This window comes from Mesobacillus thioparans, assembly GCF_965138835.1.
GTDB classification, from domain to species: Bacteria; Bacillota; Bacilli; order Bacillales; family Cytobacillaceae; genus Mesobacillus; species Mesobacillus thioparans.
Genome location: NZ_CBCSFH010000001.1, coordinates 208,442 through 232,454 on the forward strand (window position 1 = coordinate 208,442; position 24,013 = coordinate 232,454).

At 44.2% G+C, this 24,013-nt stretch carries 22 protein-coding genes; all 22 read right to left on the minus strand.

Annotation, left to right across the window (positions count from 1 at the left end; all coding sequences use genetic code 11):
* Positions 1-14: 14 nt before the first annotated feature.
* Entirely contained in the window at positions 15-317 is a 303-nt protein-coding gene (locus ACNAZ4_RS01145; RefSeq protein WP_415812361.1) for a YlxQ family RNA-binding protein, read from the minus strand.
* Positions 317-598, minus strand: coding sequence for an RNase P modulator RnpM (rnpM, locus tag ACNAZ4_RS01150; RefSeq protein ID WP_415812362.1), 282 nt, complete (start codon positions 596-598; stop codon positions 317-319). Before rnpM ends, ACNAZ4_RS01145 begins: the two co-directional genes overlap by 1 nt.
* Positions 599-614: 16 nt before the next feature.
* A complete protein-coding gene (gene nusA / locus ACNAZ4_RS01155; protein WP_415812363.1) occupies positions 615-1,724 on the minus strand; it encodes a transcription termination factor NusA in 1,110 nt (369 codons plus the stop codon).
* A 119-nt stretch (positions 1,725-1,843) separates the two neighbouring features.
* Positions 1,844-2,314 (minus strand): ribosome maturation factor RimP, encoded by a 471-nt coding sequence (gene rimP / locus ACNAZ4_RS01160; protein WP_415812364.1) that lies wholly within the window; start codon positions 2,312-2,314, stop codon positions 1,844-1,846.
* A 285-nt stretch (positions 2,315-2,599) separates the two neighbouring features.
* Positions 2,600-6,925: a PolC-type DNA polymerase III gene (locus ACNAZ4_RS01165; RefSeq protein WP_415812365.1), complete on the minus strand. Its 4,326-nt coding sequence runs from the start codon at positions 6,923-6,925 to the stop codon at positions 2,600-2,602.
* Between the two features lie 527 nt (positions 6,926-7,452).
* Positions 7,453-9,156 carry a proline--tRNA ligase gene (locus ACNAZ4_RS01170; protein WP_415812366.1) on the minus strand — a complete coding sequence of 568 codons (1,704 nt, stop codon included), beginning with the start codon at positions 9,154-9,156 and terminating at the stop codon, positions 7,453-7,455.
* Between the two features lie 90 nt (positions 9,157-9,246).
* On the minus strand, positions 9,247-10,509 hold the full coding sequence (rseP, locus tag ACNAZ4_RS01175; RefSeq protein WP_415812367.1) for an RIP metalloprotease RseP: 1,263 nt from the start codon (positions 10,507-10,509) through the stop codon (positions 9,247-9,249).
* A 51-nt stretch (positions 10,510-10,560) separates the two neighbouring features.
* Positions 10,561-11,703 (minus strand): 1-deoxy-D-xylulose-5-phosphate reductoisomerase, encoded by a 1,143-nt coding sequence (locus ACNAZ4_RS01180; protein WP_415812368.1) that lies wholly within the window; start codon positions 11,701-11,703, stop codon positions 10,561-10,563.
* 84 nt (positions 11,704-11,787) lie between these two features.
* Complete coding sequence (locus ACNAZ4_RS01185; RefSeq protein WP_415812369.1) at positions 11,788-12,576, minus strand: phosphatidate cytidylyltransferase; 789 nt, start codon at positions 12,574-12,576, stop codon at positions 11,788-11,790.
* 19 nt (positions 12,577-12,595) lie between these two features.
* On the minus strand, positions 12,596-13,372 hold the full coding sequence (locus tag ACNAZ4_RS01190; protein WP_415812370.1) for an isoprenyl transferase: 777 nt from the start codon (positions 13,370-13,372) through the stop codon (positions 12,596-12,598).
* Positions 13,373-13,855: 483 nt separating this feature from the next.
* Positions 13,856-14,413: a ribosome recycling factor gene (frr, locus tag ACNAZ4_RS01195; RefSeq protein ID WP_415812371.1), complete on the minus strand. Its 558-nt coding sequence runs from the start codon at positions 14,411-14,413 to the stop codon at positions 13,856-13,858.
* On the minus strand, positions 14,413-15,138 hold the full coding sequence (gene pyrH, locus ACNAZ4_RS01200; protein WP_415812372.1) for a UMP kinase: 726 nt from the start codon (positions 15,136-15,138) through the stop codon (positions 14,413-14,415). The genes frr and pyrH overlap by 1 nt, the downstream gene beginning before the upstream one ends.
* A 131-nt stretch (positions 15,139-15,269) precedes the next feature.
* A complete protein-coding gene (tsf, locus tag ACNAZ4_RS01205; protein ID WP_415812373.1) occupies positions 15,270-16,154 on the minus strand; it encodes a translation elongation factor Ts in 885 nt (294 codons plus the stop codon).
* A 149-nt stretch (positions 16,155-16,303) separates the two neighbouring features.
* Positions 16,304-17,014 (minus strand): 30S ribosomal protein S2, encoded by a 711-nt coding sequence (gene rpsB / locus ACNAZ4_RS01210; RefSeq protein WP_415812374.1) that lies wholly within the window; start codon positions 17,012-17,014, stop codon positions 16,304-16,306.
* A 144-nt stretch (positions 17,015-17,158) separates the two neighbouring features.
* Positions 17,159-17,746, minus strand: coding sequence for a hypothetical protein (locus ACNAZ4_RS01215; protein WP_415812375.1), 588 nt, complete (start codon positions 17,744-17,746; stop codon positions 17,159-17,161).
* Positions 17,747-17,755: 9 nt separating this feature from the next.
* Positions 17,756-18,070, minus strand: a complete 315-nt coding sequence (locus tag ACNAZ4_RS01220) for a hypothetical protein (protein ID WP_415812376.1) — start codon at positions 18,068-18,070, stop codon at positions 17,756-17,758.
* A 1-nt stretch (position 18,071) separates the two neighbouring features.
* Positions 18,072-19,460 (minus strand): DUF342 domain-containing protein, encoded by a 1,389-nt coding sequence (locus tag ACNAZ4_RS01225; RefSeq protein ID WP_415812377.1) that lies wholly within the window; start codon positions 19,458-19,460, stop codon positions 18,072-18,074.
* Positions 19,461-19,473: 13 nt separating this feature from the next.
* On the minus strand, positions 19,474-20,235 hold the full coding sequence (locus ACNAZ4_RS01230; protein ID WP_415812378.1) for a FliA/WhiG family RNA polymerase sigma factor: 762 nt from the start codon (positions 20,233-20,235) through the stop codon (positions 19,474-19,476).
* A gap of 49 nt (positions 20,236-20,284) precedes the next feature.
* Positions 20,285-20,782, minus strand: a complete 498-nt coding sequence (locus tag ACNAZ4_RS01235; RefSeq protein WP_415812379.1) for a chemotaxis protein CheD — start codon at positions 20,780-20,782, stop codon at positions 20,285-20,287.
* Positions 20,775-21,422: a chemotaxis protein CheC gene (locus ACNAZ4_RS01240; RefSeq protein WP_415812380.1), complete on the minus strand. Its 648-nt coding sequence runs from the start codon at positions 21,420-21,422 to the stop codon at positions 20,775-20,777. Before ACNAZ4_RS01240 ends, ACNAZ4_RS01235 begins: the two co-directional genes overlap by 8 nt.
* Before the next feature lie 19 nt (positions 21,423-21,441).
* Positions 21,442-21,897 carry a chemotaxis protein CheW gene (locus ACNAZ4_RS01245; protein WP_415812381.1) on the minus strand — a complete coding sequence of 152 codons (456 nt, stop codon included), beginning with the start codon at positions 21,895-21,897 and terminating at the stop codon, positions 21,442-21,444.
* A 42-nt stretch (positions 21,898-21,939) separates the two neighbouring features.
* The gene (locus tag ACNAZ4_RS01250) at positions 21,940-24,000 is read right to left on the minus strand and encodes a chemotaxis protein CheW (RefSeq protein ID WP_415812382.1); all 2,061 of its coding nucleotides are present in this window, start codon (positions 23,998-24,000) and stop codon (positions 21,940-21,942) included.
* Positions 24,001-24,013 lie beyond the last annotated feature (13 nt).

The window sequence follows — 24,013 nt, forward strand, 5'->3', positions numbered from 1 at the left end:
CACCCCCGCTAGAATTAATCGAGCAACGTCAACAGTTTTTTTGCAAAACCCTCGTCCAACAGGGCTACTACAACACGGGCATCCTTCCCAATCGCCTGGCCAAGCTGGTACCTGTCCTGAACCACCTTGCAGGGAACGTTATAGGAATTGCACTTGTCGGTAATCTTCTTTGTAGTATTTGCGGATGCATCCGCTGAAAGCAAAATGAGTTTCGCTTTTCCGCTTCTGATTTCTTTGACGGAAAGCTCTTCCCCTGAAATAATTTTCCGCGCTCGATTGGCTAAACCAAGCAGTGACATCCATTGATTAGAATTCATCAGGATCGTCTGCTCTCCTTTTCGATGAGGTCATTCAGCTCATCATATATTGCATCGTCCACTTGGGTTTCAAGCTGCTTGGACAATATATTTCGTTTCCTTGCTAATTCCACTGCTTCTTTATCTTTTGAAAGGTAAGCTCCGCGGCCCGATTTCTTGCCTGTCAGATCGACGGAGACTTCTCCTTCTTTGGAGCGAACGATGCGAACTAGTTCTTTTTTCGGTCTCATTTCACCGGTAGCGACACATTTTCGCATAGGAACCTTCTTCTGTCTGTTCACGATCATTCACCTCACATTAATCGATGTCTTCATCTTCATAATCATCATCAGCAGTCAAAAGCGGCTCATTGTCGCGCGGATAAATCCCGGACTCCCTTGCGTCAGTTTCTGCCTTGATGTCAATTTTCCATCCAGTCAGCTTGGCGGCAAGACGTGCGTTTTGTCCGCGCTTTCCGATCGCCAGTGACAGTTGATAGTCAGGAACAATGACCGTTGTCGCTTTTTCTTCTTCATTGACAATGACATCGAGTACCTTTGAAGGGCTCAATGCATTTGCAACAAATACTACTGGATCCTCAGACCACTTTACGATGTCTATCTTTTCGCCTTTAAGTTCATTGACGACAGCCTGAACACGATTTCCGCGAGGACCGACACATGAACCAACTGGGTCCACTTCTGTGTTATCAGAATGGACAGAGATCTTTGAACGGTCTCCTGCTTCACGTGCAACTGACTTTATTTCAACAGTGCCGTCATAAATTTCAGGTACTTCAATTTCGAAAAGCCTCTTCAACAGTCCCGGGTGGGTTCTGGAAACGAAAATTTGTGGACCTTTAGTGGTTTTTTCAACCTTGGTGATGAAAACTTTGATGCGGTCATGAGGCTTGTAATGTTCGTTAGGCATTTGCTCATTCGCTGGCAGGATCGCTTCGATTTTACCAAGGCTCACATAGATGAACTTTGGATCCTGACGCTGTACGATGCCTGTCATGATATCTTCTTCACGATCGATGAATTCAGAATAGATGATGCCTCTTTCAGCTTCACGGACACGCTGGGTGACCACTTGTTTGGCAGTCTGGGCAGCAATTCGGCCAAAGTCCTTTGGCGTGACTTCCAGTTCAACAACATCTTCTACCACATAGTTAGGATTGATTTTCTGTGCTTCTTCAATGGAAATCTCCAGGCGTGGATCGAAGACTTCGTCAACAACTTCCTTTCTGGCAAAAACACGCATTGAACCATTACCCAAATTCAAATCGATACGAACGTTCTGGGCCTGGTTGAAGTTGCGGCGATACGCAGAAATAAGTGCTGCTTCGATTGCATCAATTAATACGTCCCTCGAAATTCCCTTTTCTTTTTCAAGAATTGTAAGAGCATCCAACAATTCGCTGCTCATGAGATATAAATCCCCCTTTTTTAACTACCCATCTTTTTAAGGCTTTTTTCAGAAACTATGTAACCTGAATGATCCAAATCGGCCTTTAAAATATTTAACTGAAGATTTTTCTGGTCAGATTATGAAAAAGTGACTGCAAGCCTTGCGCTGGCAATCTTATCAAAAGGTATTTCAACTGTTTTCTTGCGGGTTTTAATTTTCATTTCCACAGTTACGGTTTCACCATTATAATCGGCCAGGACGCCTTCGAACGCCTTTTCCCCGTCAATAGGTTCATACGTCTTAATAAAAACATTCTTGCCGATGGCTTTTTGATAATCTTTTTCCTTTTTCAAAGGCCGTTCTGCACCTGGTGAGGAGACTTCCAAAAAGTAGTTATGCGGGATTGGATCAATGGCATCAAGCTTCTCGCTAAGGCGCTCACTGACGATGCCGCATTCCTCGATATCAATTCCGTTGTCCTTATCAATGTATACGCGCAGGAACCAGTTCTTTCCCTCTTTGACGTATTCAATGTCTACCAATTCCAAGTTATTTTCATTTAAGATGGGAGTTACTAGCTCTTCCACTACTTCTGTAACCTTGCTCATAAAATCCCTCCTTTGACATAACATGAGTTCATACTTTTTTGGTTATTATCCCACGAAAAAGTGCTTAACAAACAAGAAAGAGCGGGTTGCCCCACTCTCATCTGCCAGAGTTATCCTTAGTATTTCCAATAAAAATATAACATAACCAGATATTTATTGCAAATAAAGGGTGTCTTAACGTTGATTTCATGCAGTTAACCAATGGTTTTTTGTCTAATAAAAATAGACTCCGTGACCGGAGTCTATTTTATTCATTCGAAGAGATATTATCCTGATGGAACTGCTTTAGAATAAGGACAATTGGTTCTGGTCGGGCATTCCTTCCAGGCAGCCATGATTGTCGAGGTATTCCAGGATTGTCTTTGAAATCTTCCCGCGCTGCTGGAGGTCTTCTTTTGACAGGAACTCTCCTTGTTCACGCGACTTGACGATGTTGATTGCAGCGTTTGTACCGAGTCCGGGGATCGCATTGAACGGCGGAATCAATTTATCGCCTTCAATGATGAATTCTGTTGCACTTGATTTGTATAAATCCACTTTCGCGAACCCAAAACCGCGTTCACACATTTCAAGCGCCAGTTCCATGACGGTCATCAGGTTCTTTTCCTTTGTGGATGCTTCAAGTCCCTTGGCACTGATCTCCTCGATCACTGCCCGGATGCTCTCTGATCCGCGAACCATTGCGTCAACATCAAAGTCATCTGCCCTGACTGTGAAGTATGCTGCATAATACATGAGCGGATGGTGCACTTTGAAATACGCAATCCGTACAGCCATCAAAACATAAGCAGCCGCGTGGGCTTTAGGGAACATATACTTGATCTTTTTACAGGAATCAATATACCATTCCGGCACCTTGTTTTTCCGCATTTCCTCTTCCATTTCGTCCGTCAGGCCTTTACCTTTACGGACAGATTCCATGATCTTAAAGGCAAATGCCGGCTCAAGGCCCTGGTAGATCAGGTAAACCATGATATCATCACGGCAGCCGATTACCTCGCTAAGGTTACAGATATTGTTATGGATCAATTCCTGGGCATTGCCGAGCCATACGTCCGTTCCGTGGGAAAGCCCGGAGATCTGGACAAGCTCCGAGAATGTTGTCGGTTTCGTATCTTCAAGCATCTGGCGCACGAAGCGTGTACCGAACTCCGGAATCCCAAGCGATCCAGTCTTCGACATGATTTGTTCCGCTGTAACACCGATAGATTCTGTACCACTGAATATCTTCATGACTTCAGGGTCGTCAGTTGGAATTGTCTTAGGGTCAATTCCGCTTAAATCCTGAAGCATCCTGATTACGGTCGGGTCATCGTGACCGAGAATATCCAGCTTCAACAAGTTATCATGTATCGAGTGGAAATCGAAATGAGTTGTTTTCCACTCCGACGTGCTGCTGTCAGCCGGGAATTGGATCGGCGAAAAATCAAAAATATCCATGTAATCCGGCACTACGATGATTCCGCCAGGGTGCTGTCCGGTAGTCCGTTTGACACCTGTGCATCCAGATGCAAGGCGGTCTATTTCTGCCCCGCGAAGCTGGAGATTATTGTCCCCCTGGTAGCCTTTTACATAACCATATGCTGTTTTATCCGCAACTGTACCAATTGTTCCTGCGCGGTAAACATAATCCTCACCAAATAGGACTTTCGTGTAGTTATGGGCGCGCGGCTGGTATTCACCCGAGAAGTTCAAGTCGATATCGGGCACCTTGTCCCCTTTGAAGCCAAGGAAGGTTTCAAACGGAATGTCGTGACCGTCTTTTTTATATTTAATACCGCAATCCGGACAGTCCTTGTCAGGAAGGTCGAACCCTGAACCGACCGATCCATCATTGAAGAACTCCGACTTCTTGCACTTAGGACATACATAATGCGGCGGAAGCGGATTGACCTCTGTGATTTCGGTCATCGTCGCAACAAAGGAAGAACCTACCGAACCACGGGAACCTACTAGATAGCCATCATCCAATGACTTTTTAACTAGCTTATGAGAAATCAAATAGATAACAGCAAATCCGTTGTCGATGATACTCTTCAATTCTTTTTCAAGACGAGCTTCAACGATTTCAGGAAGGTCCTCCCCATAAATGCTGCGGGCCATTCCGTAACTCATGCTGCGCATTTCTTCATCGGCGCCTTCAATTTTCGGAGTGTAAAGATCGTCTTTGATCGGTTTTATGACATCGATCATGTCTGCAATCTTGTTCGTATTTTCAACGACAATCTCTTTTGCTTTTTCCTCACCCAAAAACTTAAAGGCGTCCAGCATTTCATTCGTGGTCCTGAAATGCACGTCAGGAAGCTCATGGCGGTTCAGAGGATTTGCGCCACCCTGGGAATTGACGAGAATTTTGCGGTATATTTTATCATTCTCATTCAAGTAGTGTACATTTCCTGTAGCTACTACGGGCAGTTCAAGCTTTTCACCGAGCTTGACGATATTTGTAATTATATCTTCTAGCGCTTTTTGGTCACGCACCAATTCCAACTCTAAAAGATGGGCGTAAACAGCTTTGGGATGAACTTCTAGATAGTCATAGAAATGTGCTGCCTCTTCAACCTCTTCTGGTCCTTTTTGCATCATTCCCTCGAATACTTCACCTTTATCGCAGCCCGATCCTATGAGGATACCTTCTCGGTGTTTATTTAAAACAGATCTCGGAATCCGTGGCACGCGGTAAAAATAATCAATATGTGCAATTGATACTAATTTAAAAATATTTTTCATGCCAACTTCATTCTGGGCGAGCAATGTTGCATGATGTGGACGCGCTCTCTGGAAAGCTTTCCCCTGACCCATATTGTCATTAAGCTGGTCATGGTATTCCAGTCCTTTTTCAGAAGCATCCTTCAGCATTTTCAATAATAGGTACCCAGTTGCTTCGGCATCATAAATCGCACGGTGATGCTGTGTCAATTCAATATCGAATTTCTTGGCAAGGGTATTCAATCTATGGTTCTTCATGTCAGGATACAGGAAGCGGCCTAACTCCAATGTATCGATGACTGGATTAGGAGCTTTTCCTATCCCGATCTTTTTATAGCCGACATTCAGAAATCCCATATCGAATGATGCATTGTGGGCAACGAGGACACTATCTTCTGTCCAATCATGGAATCTTTGCAGGACTTCACTAACCTCCGGTGCATTTCGGACCATATCATCGGTTATGCCGGTCAGGTTGATCGTCGTGGCAGACAATCGATGATGTGGATTGGCGAAGGATTCGAATCGGTCAATGATTTCCCCGCCCCGTATTTTGACCGCTGCAAGTTCGATGATTGTATCGTATACGGCTGAGAGACCAGTAGTCTCGACGTCAAAAACGACATACGTATCTTCAGCAAGCAATCGATGTGCGTCATTATAGGCAATCGGCACCCCATCGTCGACGAGGTTAATTTCGACTCCATAAAGGATTTTGATATCATTTTTCTTTCCGGCGCCATATGCCTCCGGGTATGATTGGACGACTGCGTGGTCCGTGATCGCAACGGCTTTATGTCCCCACTTAGCCGCCTGGGCGACCAGTGAGCTTACAGGAGTGACTGCATCCATCTGGCTCATCGGACTGTGCAGGTGAAGCTCGACTCTTTTTTCCCCTTCTGGCGCAGAATCGATTCTTCCTTTAGGTTTGATTTCATTCACGTCATTTCCGATCATGACTAGATCACGGACAAAGGTGTCGTTCTGGATGCTTCCCCTTACCTTCAGCCACATTCCTTTTGATATGCGCTGGTAGATAGCAGCATCTTCCTTATCTCGAGAGAACATTTTGACCATGATAGAACTGGTGTAATCGGTAATCTTGAAAGTCAGTAGCGTCCTGCCGCTGCGAAGCTCTTTTGTCTCGGCAAAGAATACATATCCCTCGACGGCTACGCGGCGCTCTTCATCGACGATGTCCTCAAGCTTGCGGAAATCAGCATCATCTTTGATTGTCAGCCCGATGGTTACTGGCCCATCCTGTGCTGGTCCATCACCCTGCGCTTTTTCCGCTTCCTTCTTCTGCATTTCAATCATCGCCATTAATCCGCGTTCCTGGTCTTCCTTCTCTTTTGCCTTCATGAATTTTTCATATTCGTCTGAAGTTTGTTCTTCACTGACGACAGTATCCACCGTCAATGTCGGAAAACCGAAGCCTTGATAGATATCGGCAATAATGCCTCCATATTTCCTTTTAACAGCCAGCCCTTCTGCTTCATTCCTGGCTGTTAAAATGATTTTGGTTCCCTGGACTTTCGGTACCTGTTCATTCAGGAGTTTCAACAATGGAGGTGCGATTCCGTCGATTTCCTTGATGCTAACCTTCCAGTAATCAAGGATTTGCTGTTCGCTGATCGACTGCTCCAGCACTTTCACCGAGTAGGATATTTTTGCAATATGTGAAAAAGTCTGCTCCAGTTTTTCTGCGAAGCTGCTAAAAAGCTGACAAGGAATGATTCTTTCAAATTGGAAAAAGAAATGCCATTTCCTTGCCTGCTTTTCGATTATGACCCGGTCAATTTCAGCATTTTCAAACTGCCTGACAATGGCGTCTTCTGTAAGCTGCAGCTGCTGCAGCAGGAGCTGAAACCTTTCTTTTTTCCCTGACGAAAGATCACTCATGTTTATTTTCTCTCCCATCTGAAAAGCTTGAATTCTATCTATCGGGCGAATTTGCCCGTTTAAAAACAACTCTAGTTGGATATCTCCGTGTTTAATAGCAAAGGTTATTATAACATAAATTGTTTGTACCGTTACCTGTGTTTGATATTTCCATTTCTCCTAATCAATAAAAATATATTTTATCCAGATTGTACACAAACTCTACGAATTATTGAGAGAATGTAAAGAATTTTGACAATGTGAAGTGAAGAGATGGCGCTTAGGGAGTGAAGAGGCTGCATATGGGTGGTTTACGCGGATGCAAGAGGAGATTACGCGTACTGGAAAAATTATTTCTTAAACATGAGTGATAATTTCTTAAGAAAAGCTAATATTTTCTTAAATATGTGCATTAATCTTTCAAAGCAAAGCAAAAATACATCAAAAAACTACTAAAATTGCGCCATTTTCCAATTTTTGCTAAAACACTCCAGTTAACATCGAGAATCTTAAAAAAGCGGACCCTTTAAAAAGGATCCGCCTTCTGCTTATAGTTCTTTTAAGATATTCTTCAAAGATTCCGCCAGGTCGTCTTTATGAACTTCCTGCATTTCGCCGTTTTTACGGATTTTGACTTCAACGATTCCTTCGCTTGCTTTCTTGCCGACTGTAACCCTTACAGGCAAACCAATCAGGTCTGAATCAGCGAATTTCACTCCTGGGCGCTCCTGTCGATCATCCATCAGGATTTCCATACCTGCTTGCTGCAGGCTGGAATACAGTTCTTCAGCCAGTTCTGCCTGGGCACTGTCCTTCATGTTGATAGCGATAAGATGGACATCGAATGGAGAGATATTCGTTGGCCATACAAGTCCGTTTTCGTCATTGAACTGCTCCGCGACTGCCGCCATTGTACGGGATACCCCGATACCATAACAGCCCATGATCATCGGCTTTGACCTTCCATTTTCATCAAGGATTTCAGCATTCATCGCCTCACTATATCTCGTGCCAAGCTTGAATACATGCCCGACTTCAATCCCCTTCGCGAAGACGATTGTTCCCTGTCCATCTGGAGAAGGGTCTCCTTCCTTGATGAAGCGCAGGTCGGTATAGGCTGCAACCTTGAAGTCGCGTTCGGGATTAACATTTGTATAATGATAATCTTCTTCATTGGCTCCACAGACTCCATTGACCATTGCCTGTACGGCATTGTCGGCAATTACCTCGACGCTGTCGACTCGGACTGGTCCTAATGATCCTACTGAGCAGCCAAGGACCTCTTTGGTTGTCGCAGTGTCTGCAAGCTCTACAACTGAAGCTTCTAAGTGATTTTTCAACTTGATATCGTTCACATCATGATCGCCGCGGACTAAAACAAGGACATAGCGATCATCCACTTTGAACAGCAAGGACTTGATGCAATCTTTCGCTTCAACATTAAGGAAGGAAGACACTTCTTCGATTGTCTTCTTGTTTTCAGTGTGTACCTTCGCAAGTTCCTTAACTGGCTCATTGCTCTTCTCATAAACAGCCGTTACAGGTGTCATTTCGATATTGGCAGCATATTCGGAAGTATCCGAGTAGGCAATAGTATCCTCACCAATCTCTGAAAGAACCATGAACTCATGGGTGTCCTTTCCACCCATTGCTCCTGAATCAGCAATGACCGCACGGAAATTCAGGCCACAGCGGCTGAACACATTGGAGTATGCCTGGAAGATGCGCTCATATACCTCATCAAGACTTTCCTGAGTTGCATGGAAGGAATATGCATCCTTCATGATGAATTCGCGGCCGCGAAGGAGTCCGAATCTTGGACGCTTTTCGTCGCGGAATTTCGTCTGGATCTGGTAAAGTGTCAGCGGCAGGCGCTTATAAGATTTTACCTCATCACGGACAAGGCTGGTGATGACTTCCTCATGAGTTGCGCCGAGGGCGAACTCACGATCGTGCCTGTCTTTTAATCTCATCAGCTCAGGGCCATATGAATACCAGCGGCCTGATTCCTGCCATAGTTCCGCTTGCTGGAGCGCAGGCATAAATACCTCTGCTGCACCTGCATGGTTCATTTCTTCCCTGATGATTGCCTCCACTTTTTGCAGGACTTTTCGCCCCAAAGGCATGTATGTATAGACACCGCTAGCGTTTTGACGGATGAATCCCGCTCTTAGCAACAGCTGATGGCTTTTAACATCTGCGTCGGCTGGTACTTCTCTTAAAGTAGGGATAAGCGACATACTTTGCTTCATTGAATAACACCTCATTATGATAATTTCATATCTTTCGAAAAAATGTTCCTGCCCGATGGTCCCGGGCAGGAAGTTGATTTAAATTGTTCTTTACAGGAAAAACCTTTGGATATCATTCCATGTGACCACAAGCATCAGCAGCATCAATAATGCGAATCCAATGAAGTGGACCATGCCTTCTTTTTGTTTATCAATCGGTTTTCCTCTAAGTGCCTCGACTGCAAAGAAGGTCAGCCTGCCCCCATCCAGAGCCGGGAATGGAAGCAAGTTCATAATTCCGAGGTTGATGCTGAGGATCCCAGCCCATTTCATAAGATAGAAGATTCCTGACTTGGCCACAGTATCAGTGGAAACATAAATCCCTACCGGTCCTGACAAAGCATCTATTGAAAATTGACCAGTCAGCAGTTTGCCAAGCATTGAGAAGATTTCGGTTGTCCAGTAATATGTTTCTTTGATGCCATATGTGATTGATTTTAACGGCGATTTCTCTACAGGACTGTAAACCCCGATCAAACCGATTTTTTCACCTTCTACGTCTTTTGCTTCAGGTGTGACTGGCAGCTCCATACTCTTTCCTTCGCGAATAATCGAAAAGTCCAGTTCATTTCCAGGGCTTTTGCGAATGATCTCGACAACATCCTGCCAGCTTGATACTTCTGACCCTTCAATGCTGTTGACAATATCACCTTCCTGAAGCCCCGCTTTAAGGGCACTGCCGTCAGGTGTAAGCTTTCCAAGTATCGGTTCATTTGAAGGTATCCCCTGAAACAGGGCGATGATAATAAAAATGACCATTGCCAGGATAAAATTCATCATCGGTCCTGCGAAAATTGCCATCGTCCTTTGACCAAGCGTCTTTGAAGCGAATTGCCTGTCAAATGGAGCAATCTGTGTTTCTACACCGTTTTCGACCAGTACGGCGGTTTTACTGACTGGAAAGGATTTCAGCAGGCTGTCGTCCTCTCCCTCCTCGTAGCCTTTAAGAAAAAGCTCATGTTCAATATCCGCTTTTTCAACTTCGATGATTCTTGCATCAGCATACTTTTCCTTGTTCGTAAGAATAATTTTTTGGACTTCATCACTCTTATTAAAAAGCAAACCCACTCTGTGTCCTGGCTTGATTTCTATCATTTCCGGGTCTTCGCCAGCCATTCTCACAAATCCTCCGATAGGAAGGAGACGGATCGTATAGACCGTTTCATTTTTCTTATGCGAGAAGACTTTAGGCCCGAATCCAATCGCGAATTCACGGCACAGGATACCGGCCCGTTTGGCGAATATCAGATGCCCAAGTTCATGGAAGAATACAAGGGCGCCAAAAATGACAATGAATGCAATAACTGTATTCAAATTATCTAACCACCTTTTTTAAGGATAGAATCCACTTTGTGAGACTCACCTTTATACTAGCGAATTTACAAAGTTTCTTGTCTCTCTGTCAACCTGTTGAATTGTTTCCAGGCCTGGTGTTTCGATGATGCTATGGTTTTCCATTGCTCTTTCTATGAGTTCTTCTATTTGCAGGAAAGTGATTCTGTCTTCCAAAAAGGCGGCAACCGCTGCTTCGTTTGCGGCATTCATCACCGCCGGCATCGTGCCTCCTGCCCGCCCGGCATCATAAGCGAATTTCAGGCAGCGGAAGCGCTCAAGATCCATCTCCTTGAAGTGGAGCTTTCCTATTTCGGCCAGGTTCAGCCTTGTTCCTGACACAAACGGGAGCCGGTCAGGGTATGTAAGAGCATACTGAATTGGCACTTTCATATCTGGTGTCCCGAGCTGGGCGATGATACTGGTGTCATGGAATTCAACCATTGAATGGATGATGCTCTCACGATGAAGCAGAACTGAAATATCGTCATAGGGAAGAGAAAATAGCCAGTGTGCTTCAATGACCTCCAACCCTTTGTTCATCATTGTCGCAGAATCAATCGTAATTTTTGCTCCCATCGACCAGTTTGGATGGTTAAGAGCATCTGACTTTGTCACACCATGCAGTTCTTCCCTCGTGCGGTCCCTGAAGCTTCCACCAGATGCTGTAAGGATCAACCGTTCAATATTTTTTTCTTTTTCACCCTGTAAAGCCTGAAAGATCGCAGAGTGTTCACTGTCGACCGGAAGGATGGCCACATTATGCCGTCTTGCTTCTTCCATAACGATATGGCCTGCCGTCACAAGCGTTTCCTTATTGGCAATCGCAATGGTTTTGCCTGATCGGATTGCTTCGAGTGTCGGCTTTAGCCCTACACTGCCAAGCACTGCATTGACAAGTACATCCGCCTTAGGAAAGACTGCGGTTTCTTCAAGGCCTTCCAGGCCATATACTATTTTTACAGATGGGAATTCCGGCTTTAAACGTTCAGCGTCATCCTTCTCTTGTACCGAAACCAGTTCCGGCTGAAATTCATTGATGATCTGTCTGCAAAGCTCCATGTTCCGGCCGGCAGACATCGAAACGAGTTTGAACTCCTCAGGATGCTCCCTGATGACATCCAGTGTCTGGATTCCAATCGATCCTGTCGCACCCAACAAGCTGATTCTCTTCACAATTCTTTCACTCCTAATATCTTAAACGGGTAAAGTACACACCCGTAATGATCATGCTTTTAGTTCATTCTGCCTGAAAGTCAATTACAGCAGATGGATTAAGTGGATTAATGGCCAGACAAACAGCAGGCTGTCAAACCTGTCTAGCATGCCGCCATGTCCAGGAAGGATGTTTCCTGAGTCTTTTACATTGTAATGGCGTTTGAGCGCAGACTCGACAAGATCCCCTATTTGTCCAAAAACTGATAAGAATGCCGTCGCAGCCAACAGGATGATCGCCGATACTTCCATTTCACCGAATATGCTGAACAGCAGAGCAACAACCAGCGCGGATGCTATACCGCCAAAAAAGCCCTCTGTTGTCTTGTTTGGGCTGATTTCTGGCCAAAGCTTACGTTTGCCAATAGCCCTTCCGATAAAATATGCCCCTGAATCGGTCGCCCAAATGATAAATAGAGAATAAAATACATAGATCAGGTTGGCTTCACGGGTTTCAATGAAGAAGTAAAAACCAAGTCCGACATAAAGAGTCGACATAATCGAAAAGGCTACATCTTCAAAAGTGAAGCGGTTTTTTGTAATGACAGTGTAAGTCAAAAACAAAAGTACTCCAAGGAAGAAAAGCTCTAATTTTGTATAATCTATCTCATCTAGAAAGCTGCTGTACTGACTGGGAATCAGGAAAATCCATAATAGGATCAGGGAGAGAATCCCCGGCACCGAGAAAAGATTCAACTGCTTCATTTTCAGCGCTTCATATAAGGCAACGGAAGCGATTAAATATACCATTGCAATGAATGGCCAGCCTCCGAAAATCACGACTGGAAGAAAGATAGCTGCTGCTATGATTGCTGTAATGATTCTTTGCTTCATTTACTTATTCACACCTTTTTTATACTCCTCCAAAACGCCGCTGGCGGCCCTGGAATGCTTCTACTGCTTCAATAAAATGTTTTTCGTTAAAGTCTGGCCAAAGGACGTCCGTGAACCAGAACTCGGTATAGGCAAGCTGCCAAAGCATGAAATTGCTCAATCGGATTTCTCCACTTGTCCTGATCAGCAAATCGGGGTCACCCAACTCCCTGGTCATCAAGTAGGAAGAAAACGCTTCTTCGGTTAAATCATCTTCCGAAAGCTTGCCATTTTTGACATCTTCCATCACTTTTTTGACACCATCTAAAATTTCTGCCCTGCTCCCGTAATTAAGGGCAAAGTTCAGCACAAGGCCTGTATTGTCCTTAGTATCCTCCATCGCTTTCCCGACCGCTTTTTTCGTATGCTCAGGAAGCTTATCCATATATCCGATCATATCGACCCGGACATTTTCTTCAATCAATTCAGGAAGAAAGGTACCCAGGAATTCTTCCGGAAGCTTCATCAGGAAATCGACTTCCATTTTCGGCCTTTTCCAGTTTTCGGTAGAGAACGCATATACAGTCAGCGTCTTGACCCCAAGTTCATTGGCTAGCTTGGTTATTTTGCGGACAACCTTCATTCCTTCATGATGGCCAGCTACACGGGGCAATGCTCGTTTTTTGGCCCAGCGCCCGTTCCCATCCATGATGATTGCCACATGGGACGGAACTTGATGGTCTTTTATCTGAAGTTTACGCTCTTGGAAACCGGAAGGACTTGGATCCTTCTTCCACGGATTCATTTTGTTTAACATTGTGACAGCTCCCCCAAAAGATTATCTTTAGCACCAATCAGCCTGGCTGATTCTTCCCGGAAAAGTTTGGTGCTGAAGCTGGACTGCTCACCAAAAGCCATAGAGTAATCCTGGTCTTCTCTCTTTCTTTTCCATATGCCACTATCATACCAAAAAAGAATGAAGATATCTCTATAAACGGATGGACTATGCGTGATATTATTTCCTTCAGTCTGCGCCAGATCAATAGCAGCCTTATATACAGACTATGTTGTTCAGGGTTGAAACAGAATAATACAGCCAATATTATTATATTCTATCATTCAGGCCGTTTACGTAAACTCATCGTTTCATTTACTTTGCGAAAATTTGTTTGTTCATTAGGAAAATTGCTGAAATCTTCAATCGCGAAGACATCTGTCAGCACCTGATGTGCCACTATTATGTATAGAGAAAAAACCCCCTGGAAAACAGAGGGTTTTCGATGACGTGCACTGCCTGGAATTAAACTTCCATGATTTCTTTTTCTTTGTCTTTTGCAATCTGATCGATTTTGGCGATATGTTCATCAGTAAGCTTTTGAATATCATCAGAATATCCGCGAAGATCATCTTCGGTGATTTCTCCGTTTTTCTCGAGTTTTTTCAGGTCTTCGTTTCCATCACGGCGGACGTTCCTGACAGCGACCTTTGCCTCTTCAGCTTCCTTCTTAACGAGCTTCGCCAGTTCTTTACGGCGTTCCTCAGTCAACTGAGGGATCGCGATTCTGATAATGGATCCATCGTTGGAAGGATTCAGTCCCAAGTCAGATTTAAGGATTGCTTTTTCGATTTCACCAAGGATTGACTTATCGTATGGCTGGATAACTAAAAGACGAGCTTCAGGAACTGAGATACCAGCAAGTTGATTGACTGGAGTCGGCGCTCCATAATAGTCGACCTGGATTCTATCTAGCAGAGATGCGCTAGCTCTCCCTGCACGGATGCTCGCAAGTTCGCGAGTGTAAGATTGAATCGCTTTTGACATTCTTTCTTTTGAGTTAGCAATGGCTTGTTTTGGCATTAATTTTTCCCCCTCACTGTTGTTCCGATTGTTTCGCCCATAACTGCTCGTTTAATATTACCTTTTTCCATGATTGAGAATACAATCAACGGGATATCATTATCCATACACAAAGATGAAGCTGTTGAATCCATGACAGCGAGACCTTCCTTGAGCACATCGAGGTATGAAAGTTCTTCATATTTAGTAGCGTTCTTGTCAACTCGCGGATCAGCTGAGTACACGCCATCTACGTTATTCTTAGCCATAAGGATCACATCCGCTTCGATCTCAGCAGCGCGCAAGGCAGCTGTAGTGTCCGTTGAGAAGTACGGATTTCCGGTTCCTGCTGCAAAAATGACTACGCGTTTCTTCTCGAGATGTCTTATTGCTCTTCTTCTGATATACGGTTCTGCAACCTGTCGCATTTCGATGGAAGTTTGAACCCTCGTCTCGATTCCCGCTAGTTCCAGACTGTCCTGCAATGACAGGGAATTCATGACGGTAGCAAGCATGCCCATATAGTCTGCCGTCGCTCTGTCCATTCCCATTTCTTCACCGATTTTGCCTCTCCAGATGTTTCCTCCGCCTACTACTACAGCGACTTCCACATCCAGTTCAGCAATCTCCTTTACCTGGTCTGCAACATTTTTGATTACCGACGGATTGATGCCAAATCCTTGTTCTCCGGCTAATGCTTCTCCACTTAACTTTAAAACAACTCTTTTGTATTTAGGGCTTGTCATAGGGTACCTCCATATGTAAATTTAGGCTTCACGAATACAAGTGTATGCTCACGTTAAAAAGCCTAACTAAAGCTATGTCCAAAAACAGGGAACACTGTAGTGTTCCCTGCAATTACATAGGCTAGTTAAAATTATTTCTTGTTTACTTGGTTCATTACTTCTTCAGCAAAGTTATCTTCACGCTTTTCGATGCCTTCGCCTACTTCGTAACGAGTAAACTCACGAAGTGTTCCGCCTTTTGATTCAACAAACTGGCGTACTTTTTGATCAGGATTCTTAACGAAAGCCTGGTCAAGAACACAAACATCTTCGAAATATTTGCTTAGGCGGCCTTCAACCATTTTAGCAACGATATTTTCTGGCTTGCCTTCGTTAAGAGCTTGTTGAGTAAGGATTTGACGCTCATGCTCAACTTCTTCTTGGGATACTTCGTCACGTGATACATATTTAGGGTTCAATGCAGCGATGTGCATGGAAATGTCTTTAGCAGCTGCTTCGTCAGTAGTTCCTTCAAGAACGGACAATACGCCAATGCGGCCGCCCATGTGAAGGTATGCACCGAATGCATCGCTGTCAGTTTTAGTCTTGACTTCAAAACGGCGAAGAGATAACTTTTCACCAATTTTAGCCATAGCAGAATGAATGCGGCCTTCAACTGTTTCGCCGTTTTCCATTGTTTGAGCGTTAGCTTCTTCAACAGATGCAGGCTTGTTTTTAAGAAGGTGCTCAGCGATTTCCTTAACAAGAACCTGGAAGCCTTCGTTCTTTGCTACGAAATCCGTTTCAGAGTTCACTTCAAGGATTACAGCTTCATTGCCTTCTACAAGGATGTAAGTTGTACCTTCAGCAGCAATGCGGTCTGCTTTCTTAGCAGCTTTCGCAATCCCTTTTTCACGAAGGAAATCGATCGCTTGTTCCATGTCACCGTTTGTTTCCTGAAGTGCCTTTTTGCAATCCATCATACCAGCGCCAGTTTTTTCGCGCAATTCTTTAACCATCTGTGCAGTAATTGCCATAATGAAATTCCTCCTAAAATCTCGGTTATATGTAACTATACTTTATTTTAACTTGATTTCGCCAATATAAACCCACTTGGGGGCCATACGGAATATAAGTCTTAAAAAAAGGTGATAAAGGGTGCTTCCCTATATCACCTTTTTTAAAATTAAGCTTCTACAGCTTCTGTAGTTTCTTCGCCTTGCTTCGCTTCGATAATAGCATCAGCCATTTTAGATGTAAGCAATTTAACTGCGCGGATCGCGTCATCGTTCGCAGGGATAACTACGTCGATTTCGTCTGGATCACAGTTTGTATCAACAATTCCCACGATAGGAATGTTCAATTTGTGTGCTTCAGCAACAGCGATGCGCTCTTTGCGTGGGTCAATGATGAAAAGAGCATCTGGAAGGCCCTTCATGTCCTTGATTCCGCCCAAGAACTTTTCTAAACGCTCTTGCTCTTTCTTCAATTGAACTACTTCTTTTTTAGGAAGTACTTCAAAAGTTCCATCTTCAGACATTCTTTCAATGTTCTTAAGACGAGAGATACGCTTTTGGATTGTTTCGAAGTTTGTTAAAGTTCCACCCAACCAGCGCTGGTTCACATAGTACATACCAGAGCGTGTTGCTTCTTCTTTAACAGAATCCTGAGCTTGTTTCTTTGTACCTACGAAAAGAACTGTACCGCCGTTTCCAGCAAGCTCCTTCACGTAATTGTAAGCTTCTTCAACCTTCTTAACAGTCTTTTGAAGGTCGATGATGTAGATGCCGTTACGCTCAGTGAAGATATACTTCTTCATCTTTGGGTTCCAACGGCGAGTCTGGTGACCGAAGTGTACACCAGCTTCAAGCAGTTGCTTCATAGAAATTACTGACATTGTGTTTCCTCCTAATGGTTTTGATTTCCTCCGTCCATCTCATCTTCAGCCAGGAACTGACGTAACAGCACCATCTGGCCAAATCAATGAACGTGTGTATTAACACCATGAGATAATATAGCATAAATAAAAAGGACATTCAAGTTATTCTTGCTTATTTTGCCGAAATTTAAGTAAAAGTTCGATCTCGGTTTTCCCTTTATCCAGCTCCCTGGCAATTTCTTCGATCGTCAGCCCCTGCTTTCTCATGGCCGCAACCTTTTCTACAAAGCTCATTTCATTTGCTTCAGGAACTGAAATCACTGGCTCGGTGCTGTCGAAATCAACCTCATCCGTATCTTCATTGGGCACGTTGATTGTTTCACTGTTTTTGTTATATGCCTGTCTTGCAGCATGATAGGATATCCCTTTGCCTGGGCGCTGCAGTCGGACTTCATCGTCAGTGTGATCCAGGGACTGAAATGATCCCATATCAGCTGCTTCATCAACAGGCTTTCCTGCATCGTCTTGCTGTATTTGTACATTGGTGTTCGCCATTAACTCAAGAAACTTATCATTCTCTTCCTTCAATTCAAAAAGATAGGACGAGAAGATCTCTTCCATTTCGCTGATGATTTTTCCCTGCTTTTTTTCTGCTTCCACAAGCCGGTTTTGGCGTAAATATAATAGGATAATTGCGAAGATTGCTGCCGCGTTCAATATGAGGCTTAAGAGTAGTAGAAAAGTGGTCATAATATCCCTCTATCCGCTGTAATCAATCACCTTCCCTTTATATGGGTGGTGAGGCTGTACGTTTTGGTCATCCTTGTTCTTTTGACCATTCCTGCCATTTTGCTGTTGGCGGCCTGAGCGGCCGTCCTCCTGATTCAGGCGTGCTTCCTGCTTCTGGGCGTTTTTAACCACCGTCTTGCGTTTTAAATCATCTTCCTTCGTCACACTTTGTGCCGCATGTTCCTGAAGATGCTGTCCCCGCTGTTGAAGTTGCTCCTGTATTTTGCCGGCATCATGTGTCCTCGGAAGAGCAATCTGCATTTCGATTGCTTTGAGGCTCATCATGTCACTTCCTTATTTGTGAAGTTTCGACTTTTGCAATAGGATGAATCATTATCTCACTATTATCAAGATAGAAGCTCACCTTTTTGTATATCTGGTTTGTCAGGAATGCATATTTGCCGAAATACACCTTTGTGTTAGGGAATACTTTATCATATACGGATAAGCATGAATTCAGCCGATCCTGTTTTTCAAGCTGCAAAAACTCAAGATCCGCCAGCAGTTCCCCCAGGGATTGTTCAACTTTCAGCCTGGTATTCCGCTGTTTCGCAATCATTTGCCTCTGCTCGTTCGTCAGTGTACCTGCCCGCCTGCCAAGTTCTGCAAGCTTGAGTTCAATTTCTGTCAGTTTCCGTATATTCATTTTGGCAGTTTCAATCGATGCATTTGTTTCCTGTTCTGATTTCTCAAGCAATGGATCCCAGCCAACAGCTAACTCTGTTTTGGTAAAAAGCTCATTGCCCAATTCCTTGACCGAAATATCCCGCGCAGCCGAAATTGTTCCTCCGATGATGGTTCCGGTATGGCAGTCCACATTTCCGGCAGCTGTCAATTTACTGTGCAGTATGGACGACTTGACGATGATATCCTGCCCAGCTTTTACATTGGCCTGATTAAGGAAATTCGCGAATACACTCCCATCAGCGGTCACCTTCCCCTTCAGCGCTCCAGCAACTCCGCCTTTAATGACAATATTGCCTCCTGCCTGGAGATTGGCTGCTTCAACAAGTCCATCAACGATGATGTCACCGCCTGCTTTCAGTTCATAACCGCTGGGAACATTGCCTTTAATGACGATATTGCCAACAAAGTCCAAATTCCCTGTTCTCAAATCAAGGTCACCTTTGACCTCGTAAACAGGATTGACGGAAATCGATTTTTGGGTAATACTGACCTGTCCATCACAGGCTGCATAGAATTGGCCTGACTCAAAAATCACATTTTTCCCTGCTTTGATCCTTAGCGGGCGGCCTGGCTTTGCAGGAACAACCCTCCCGGTTACATCCTTCCCCGGTGTTCCATCGACAGGTGGAACAACAGTTGCAAGTAGCTGCCTTTTTTTTACAGAGGGGATCTGCAAGACCGAACGGAAATTAAACACTTTCTGTTCATTCAAGCCGGTTTGTTCCAGTTCACTGCGTAAATAGGAATCTTCTCCATCCAAATTCGGCATACCATTCGCAATGATCACGGGATATTCAACGGAAGCAGGACTTTCGGCAATTTGCGCCAAAACATCCATTTTAATACCGAAAATTATACTCTCCTTCTCCAGGATACTCATTAGATTTCCAACAGATATAGAATACTCATGGTCGTGGATATCGAGTTCCAGTTCAGCGGAAAGCCTGTCATTGGATATCCTCAGTATATATTCCGTCGCCACACCCATCTCCTGCCTTCTATCAGGCTGACTCCAGCCATTTTCTCAATTTAAAGATTGCCTTCGAATGAATCTGTGAAATCCTGGAGGTAGACAAGTTCATGACTTGCCCTATTTCCGTCAATGTCAATTCTTCTTTGTAAAATAAACTCAGCACTAGTTGCTCTTTATCATTCAATTTCGAGATCTTTTCTGCAACCTCTTCGAGCATCTCGGATTTAATGAGCTTTTCTTCGGGGATATCAGCCTTGTCGTCCTTGATCACGAATGACTGATTGTCACGTTCATCATTTTCATTCGGATGCTCATCTATCGAGAGTACATTCGCGAAAAAATGTTCATTTATTGTCGTATATATTTCAGTTTCATCCATATTCAATTCACTGGCGATTTCCTCGATGGTCGCATTTCGCATGAATCGCTGTTCGAGTCTCTCAATTGCTGCATCTATTTTCTTTGCTTTTTCCCGGGTACTTCTTGGGAGCCAGTCTTCCTTTCTCAATCCGTCCAAAATCGCCCCGCGAATCCGAAATGAAGAATATGTATCGAACTTCAGATCCCTGTTTGGATCGAATTTTTCCAGAGCATCATATAAGCCAATCATTCCCAGACTTCTTAAATCATCCCTGGAAACGCTTTTCGGAAGACTTACAGAGATTCTTTGCACATGGTAGGAAACAAGTGGCATATATTTTTTTATCAGCAAATTCCCCGCATCCGGATCACGGGATTGTACCCATTTATCCCATGTTACCTGTTCTTCCGAAGTGGATCCTCGTACCATTGTCATCCTCCTCACGCGCATCACGCATTATTCTATGCTGCTTTCCAATTCAAATCTCACTATTCCCTTTATTCACAGTCCTGATTTGCATTAAACCAGTCTTCGGATCGAATTCAATGGTCCTGCCGCTATTTCCGCCTACATCGTGGGCTATGACCGGAATCCGGAGTTCTTTCAACTCCTGTAAAACTGCCTCTACATTCCTGGGGCCAATTCTCATCATGTCGCTGCTGCCTGAAAATTGGAACATTTGGGCGCCGCCGGCAATCTTCGCTTTAATGACTGCCTGTCTTGCCCCTGACTTCATCAAGATTTCGAATAATTCCTTGATCGCAGTATTGGCGAATTTCGCCTTGTTCAGCGGCTCTGTGCGCGACAGGGAGGAATCCGGCAGCATAACATGAGCCATGCCTGCCAGTTCTTTCGCCTGATCATAGAGCACAACACCGACACATGACCCCAGACCAGTGGTCCGAATCAAGTCAGGTGCTTTCACGATATTCATGTCAGCAATGCCTACTTTAATGATTTCTGCTGTTTTATGCATCGACCTTTACTCCCAGTGCCGAAAAAATGATATGGAATGAATCCGGGTCAGGCAATAAGAAGAAATGGCCCCTCACGCTTTCTGGCAGCTTGGCATCTTCTTCATCCAGGGCCGTGTCAATCACAATCGCATAATCACTTACCTGCGATAATTCCAGCAGCCCGAAAGTGATGACTGCCCCCACCATATCAACACTAAGGGCAGGAACAGATGGATACAGGCTCAAATGCGTGAAATCGGACAAAGAAGACAGATAGGAACCCGATAAAATATTCCCTAATTCCTGAAGTGCCGACATGGCCAGCTCAATGTCATTGTCCTGGACATCGGAAAATGTGAATGACTGGTTCTTTGTCAGCTGGCGGATATATTTTTCTGCCTGGGGGAGCGGAAGGATAAAAAACATACTCCCTGGAGCCTCCCCCTCGATCCTGAGGAAAACGCTCGCTACGACATTATCAGCGCCTCCTGCCAGTTCCATCACTTCGTCGAAAGACACTACCCTGACACTGGGCACTGTCATATCAATCTTTTTATTCATTAAAGTCGATAAGGCTGTAGCAGCATGGCCAGCCCCAATATTTCCAACCTCTTTTAAAATATCAAGGTGAATGTCCGAAATATTTTTTAGAAAAGTCATAGCCTGATTCCCTTCCTGCCTATAAAGCTTTTACTTTATCGGACTCAAGGATTTTATCCAAATCGATTAGGATCAATAATCTTCTTTCGAGGTTCGCAACCCCTTTAATGAAACCCTCTGCAGCCAGACCTACCACTTCTGGAGGAGGTTCGATCATGCTTGAAGGTATATCGATGACATCGTTCGCTCCATCCACGATCAGACCGACTTCTTTATCATCGTCCGCAACAATGATAACTCGGGTACTGTCGGAATAATTTTGTTGCTCCATGCCGAATCTTACGCGCAGATCCAATAGCGGGGTCACCACACCTCTAAGGTTCATAACCCCTTTCACGAATGGGTTCGCATGAGGCACTCTTGTGATATGCATGATTTTTTCAATCGATTTCACCTGGCTCACAGGGACCGCATATTCTTTTTCATTCAATTGAAAAACGATTACTTTCAAATCCGAAACCAGAGTTTCAGCCATCTTCATCACTCCTAAAATATCGTCTTAATCATGTCAAGGAATCTATTTAATCAATGCGTTGCAATCGACAATCAATGCTACCTGGCCATCACCAAGAATCGTTGCTCCGGAAATCGCAAATACATTGGTTAAGTAATTTCCCAGTGATTTAAGGACTACTTCCTGCTGGCCGATGAAGGAGTCGACAATCAATCCGGCCATTTTATCTCCTTTTCGTACGATTATGACAGAGTGGAATTGATCTTCCTCACCTTCATAAGGAACCTCGAAGATGTCTTTTAGGAATAGCAGCGGCACGACCTTGCCTCTGAAATCGATCACCTTTTGATTATGGGCATTCATGATTTCAGAATCCTTTATAATTGCTGTCTCAATGATCGAAGACAGCGGAATAGCGAATTTTTCCTTCTGGATTTCCACTAACATCACCGAAATGATCGATAATGTAAGCGGAAGCTGAATCGAGAAGATCGTTCCCTGATTCTCCCTTGAATCAATCGAAATAGAACCTCCCAGTGATTCAATCGTATTTTTCACAACATCCAGCCCTACTCCGCGGCCTGAGATATCCGAAATGGTTTCAGCTGTAGAAAAACCTGATGAAAGAATCAATTCATAGGCTTGTTTATCCGTAAACCCAGCAGCGGATTGCTCCGTTATGATTCCCTTGCTGATGGCCTTCTGCAATATTTTTTCCCTGTTAATTCCTGCACCATCGTCTTCAATTTCAATGAACACGTGGTTTCCGCTGTGGAACGCGCGCAGCACAACGGTTCCTTCCTCATTTTTGCCTTTGGCCCTGCGGATTTCCGGCGATTCGATGCCATGGTCTACAGAATTTCGCAGTAAGTGCACAAGTGGGTCGCCGATTTCATCAATTACAGTACGGTCTAATTCTGTCTCAGCTCCGACGATTTCAAGGTTGATTTTTTTATTCAAGTCCCTCGCAAGCTGACGGATCATTCTCGGGAAACGATTGAATACTGTTTCCACCTGCACCATCCGCATATTCAGAATGATATTCTGCAAGTCTCCTGAAATCCTTGACATCCGCTCTACCGTCTCGGTCAGTTCACCATTCTCCAATTCCTTGGATATTTGCTCCAATCTTCCGCGGTCGATGACTAATTCTTCGAATAGATTCATCAGGATGTCGAGCCGTTCGATATTTACTCGAATTGTTTTGCTGCTGCTTGTCTGTTGTTTAACACTGCTCTTAGCCTCTTTTTCAGGCGACGCTTCCTGAATGAGATTGGCTGGAGACGGATCAGCGGCAGGCGTATTTGCGGTATCTGCGTTGATTGTTTTTTCAGGCGATACGATATTTACGTCTGGATTTTCTTCATTGAATTCGATTGGCCTAACATCCGTTTTGACAACCTCAGAAACCTTCATGATCTTGCCCTTGATATCCTCAGGATTTTCCCTGGAGATGAACGTTACAGAAAACTCGTCATCAAATTGCTCTTCCTCTAACTGTTCAACTGAAGGATTCGCTTTGATGACCTCTCCGATTTTTTCTAATACTTCAAATACCATGTACACCCGTGCAGCTTTCAGCAGGCAATCCTCACGCAATCCGATTTCAATTTCATACACACCGAATCCCTGCTCTTTAGACTGCTTTAAAACTGTCATTTCAAATTCATCATAGCTCGATTTTGGGGTAGCTTCCATGGTTGCCGCAGCCGCTACTTCAGAATTCGCCGACTGTGACAAAGGCTCTCCTTTTTCGATCAACTTCAGCTTTTCAACTGTTTCGGTGACGTCCTTTTTCCCATCTCCTCCGCCTGCAATCGACTCTACCATCTCCTCGAGATGATCAACAGCCATAAAAATGACATCGAGGATTTCAGGGGTCGTGAACAAACGATTATTGCGGATTGCGTCCAGGACATTTTCCATTTGATGCGTCAGGCTTGCGAGATCTTCATATCCCATCGTCGCAGACATCCCTTTTAAGGTATGGGCAGATCTGAAAATTTCATTAATGATCGATAGATCCTGGGGATTCTTCTCCAGCTCCAGCAGTTGCTCATTACAGCTCTGTAAATGTTCTTTACTTTCTTCGATAAACACTTCAAGATATTGATTTAATTCCATGTGCACCGCACCT

Bases quoted from the DNA above. Each gene is read 5' to 3' on its own strand.
- ACNAZ4_RS01145 (WP_415812361.1), bottom strand. From the start codon at position 317: ATGAATTCTAATCAATGGATGTCACTGCTTGGTTTAGCCAATCGAGCG.
- nusA (WP_415812363.1), bottom strand. From the start codon at position 1,724: ATGAGCAGCGAATTGTTGGATGCTCTTACAATTCTTGAAAAAGAAAAG.
- rimP (WP_415812364.1), bottom strand. From the start codon at position 2,314: ATGAGCAAGGTTACAGAAGTAGTGGAAGAGCTAGTAACTCCCATCTTA.
- ACNAZ4_RS01165 (WP_415812365.1), bottom strand. From the start codon at position 6,925: ATGAGTGATCTTTCGTCAGGGAAAAAAGAAAGGTTTCAGCTCCTGCTG.
- ACNAZ4_RS01170 (WP_415812366.1), bottom strand. From the start codon at position 9,156: ATGAAGCAAAGTATGTCGCTTATCCCTACTTTAAGAGAAGTACCAGCC.
- ACNAZ4_RS01185 (WP_415812369.1), bottom strand. From the start codon at position 12,576: ATGAAGCAAAGAATCATTACAGCAATCATAGCAGCAGCTATCTTTCTT.
- ACNAZ4_RS01190 (WP_415812370.1), bottom strand. From the start codon at position 13,372: ATGTTAAACAAAATGAATCCGTGGAAGAAGGATCCAAGTCCTTCCGGT.
- frr (WP_415812371.1), bottom strand. From the start codon at position 14,413: ATGCCAAAACAAGCCATTGCTAACTCAAAAGAAAGAATGTCAAAAGCG.
- pyrH (WP_415812372.1), bottom strand. From the start codon at position 15,138: ATGACAAGCCCTAAATACAAAAGAGTTGTTTTAAAGTTAAGTGGAGAA.
- tsf (WP_415812373.1), bottom strand. From the start codon at position 16,154: ATGGCAATTACTGCACAGATGGTTAAAGAATTGCGCGAAAAAACTGGC.
- rpsB (WP_415812374.1), bottom strand. From the start codon at position 17,014: ATGTCAGTAATTTCTATGAAGCAACTGCTTGAAGCTGGTGTACACTTC.
- ACNAZ4_RS01215 (WP_415812375.1), bottom strand. From the start codon at position 17,746: ATGACCACTTTTCTACTACTCTTAAGCCTCATATTGAACGCGGCAGCA.
- ACNAZ4_RS01220 (WP_415812376.1), bottom strand. From the start codon at position 18,070: ATGATGAGCCTCAAAGCAATCGAAATGCAGATTGCTCTTCCGAGGACA.
- ACNAZ4_RS01225 (WP_415812377.1), bottom strand. From the start codon at position 19,460: ATGGGTGTGGCGACGGAATATATACTGAGGATATCCAATGACAGGCTT.
- ACNAZ4_RS01230 (WP_415812378.1), bottom strand. From the start codon at position 20,235: ATGGTACGAGGATCCACTTCGGAAGAACAGGTAACATGGGATAAATGG.
- ACNAZ4_RS01235 (WP_415812379.1), bottom strand. From the start codon at position 20,782: ATGCATAAAACAGCAGAAATCATTAAAGTAGGCATTGCTGACATGAAT.
- ACNAZ4_RS01240 (WP_415812380.1), bottom strand. From the start codon at position 21,422: ATGACTTTTCTAAAAAATATTTCGGACATTCACCTTGATATTTTAAAA.
- ACNAZ4_RS01245 (WP_415812381.1), bottom strand. From the start codon at position 21,897: ATGGCTGAAACTCTGGTTTCGGATTTGAAAGTAATCGTTTTTCAATTG.
- ACNAZ4_RS01250 (WP_415812382.1), bottom strand. From the start codon at position 24,000: ATGGAATTAAATCAATATCTTGAAGTGTTTATCGAAGAAAGTAAAGAA.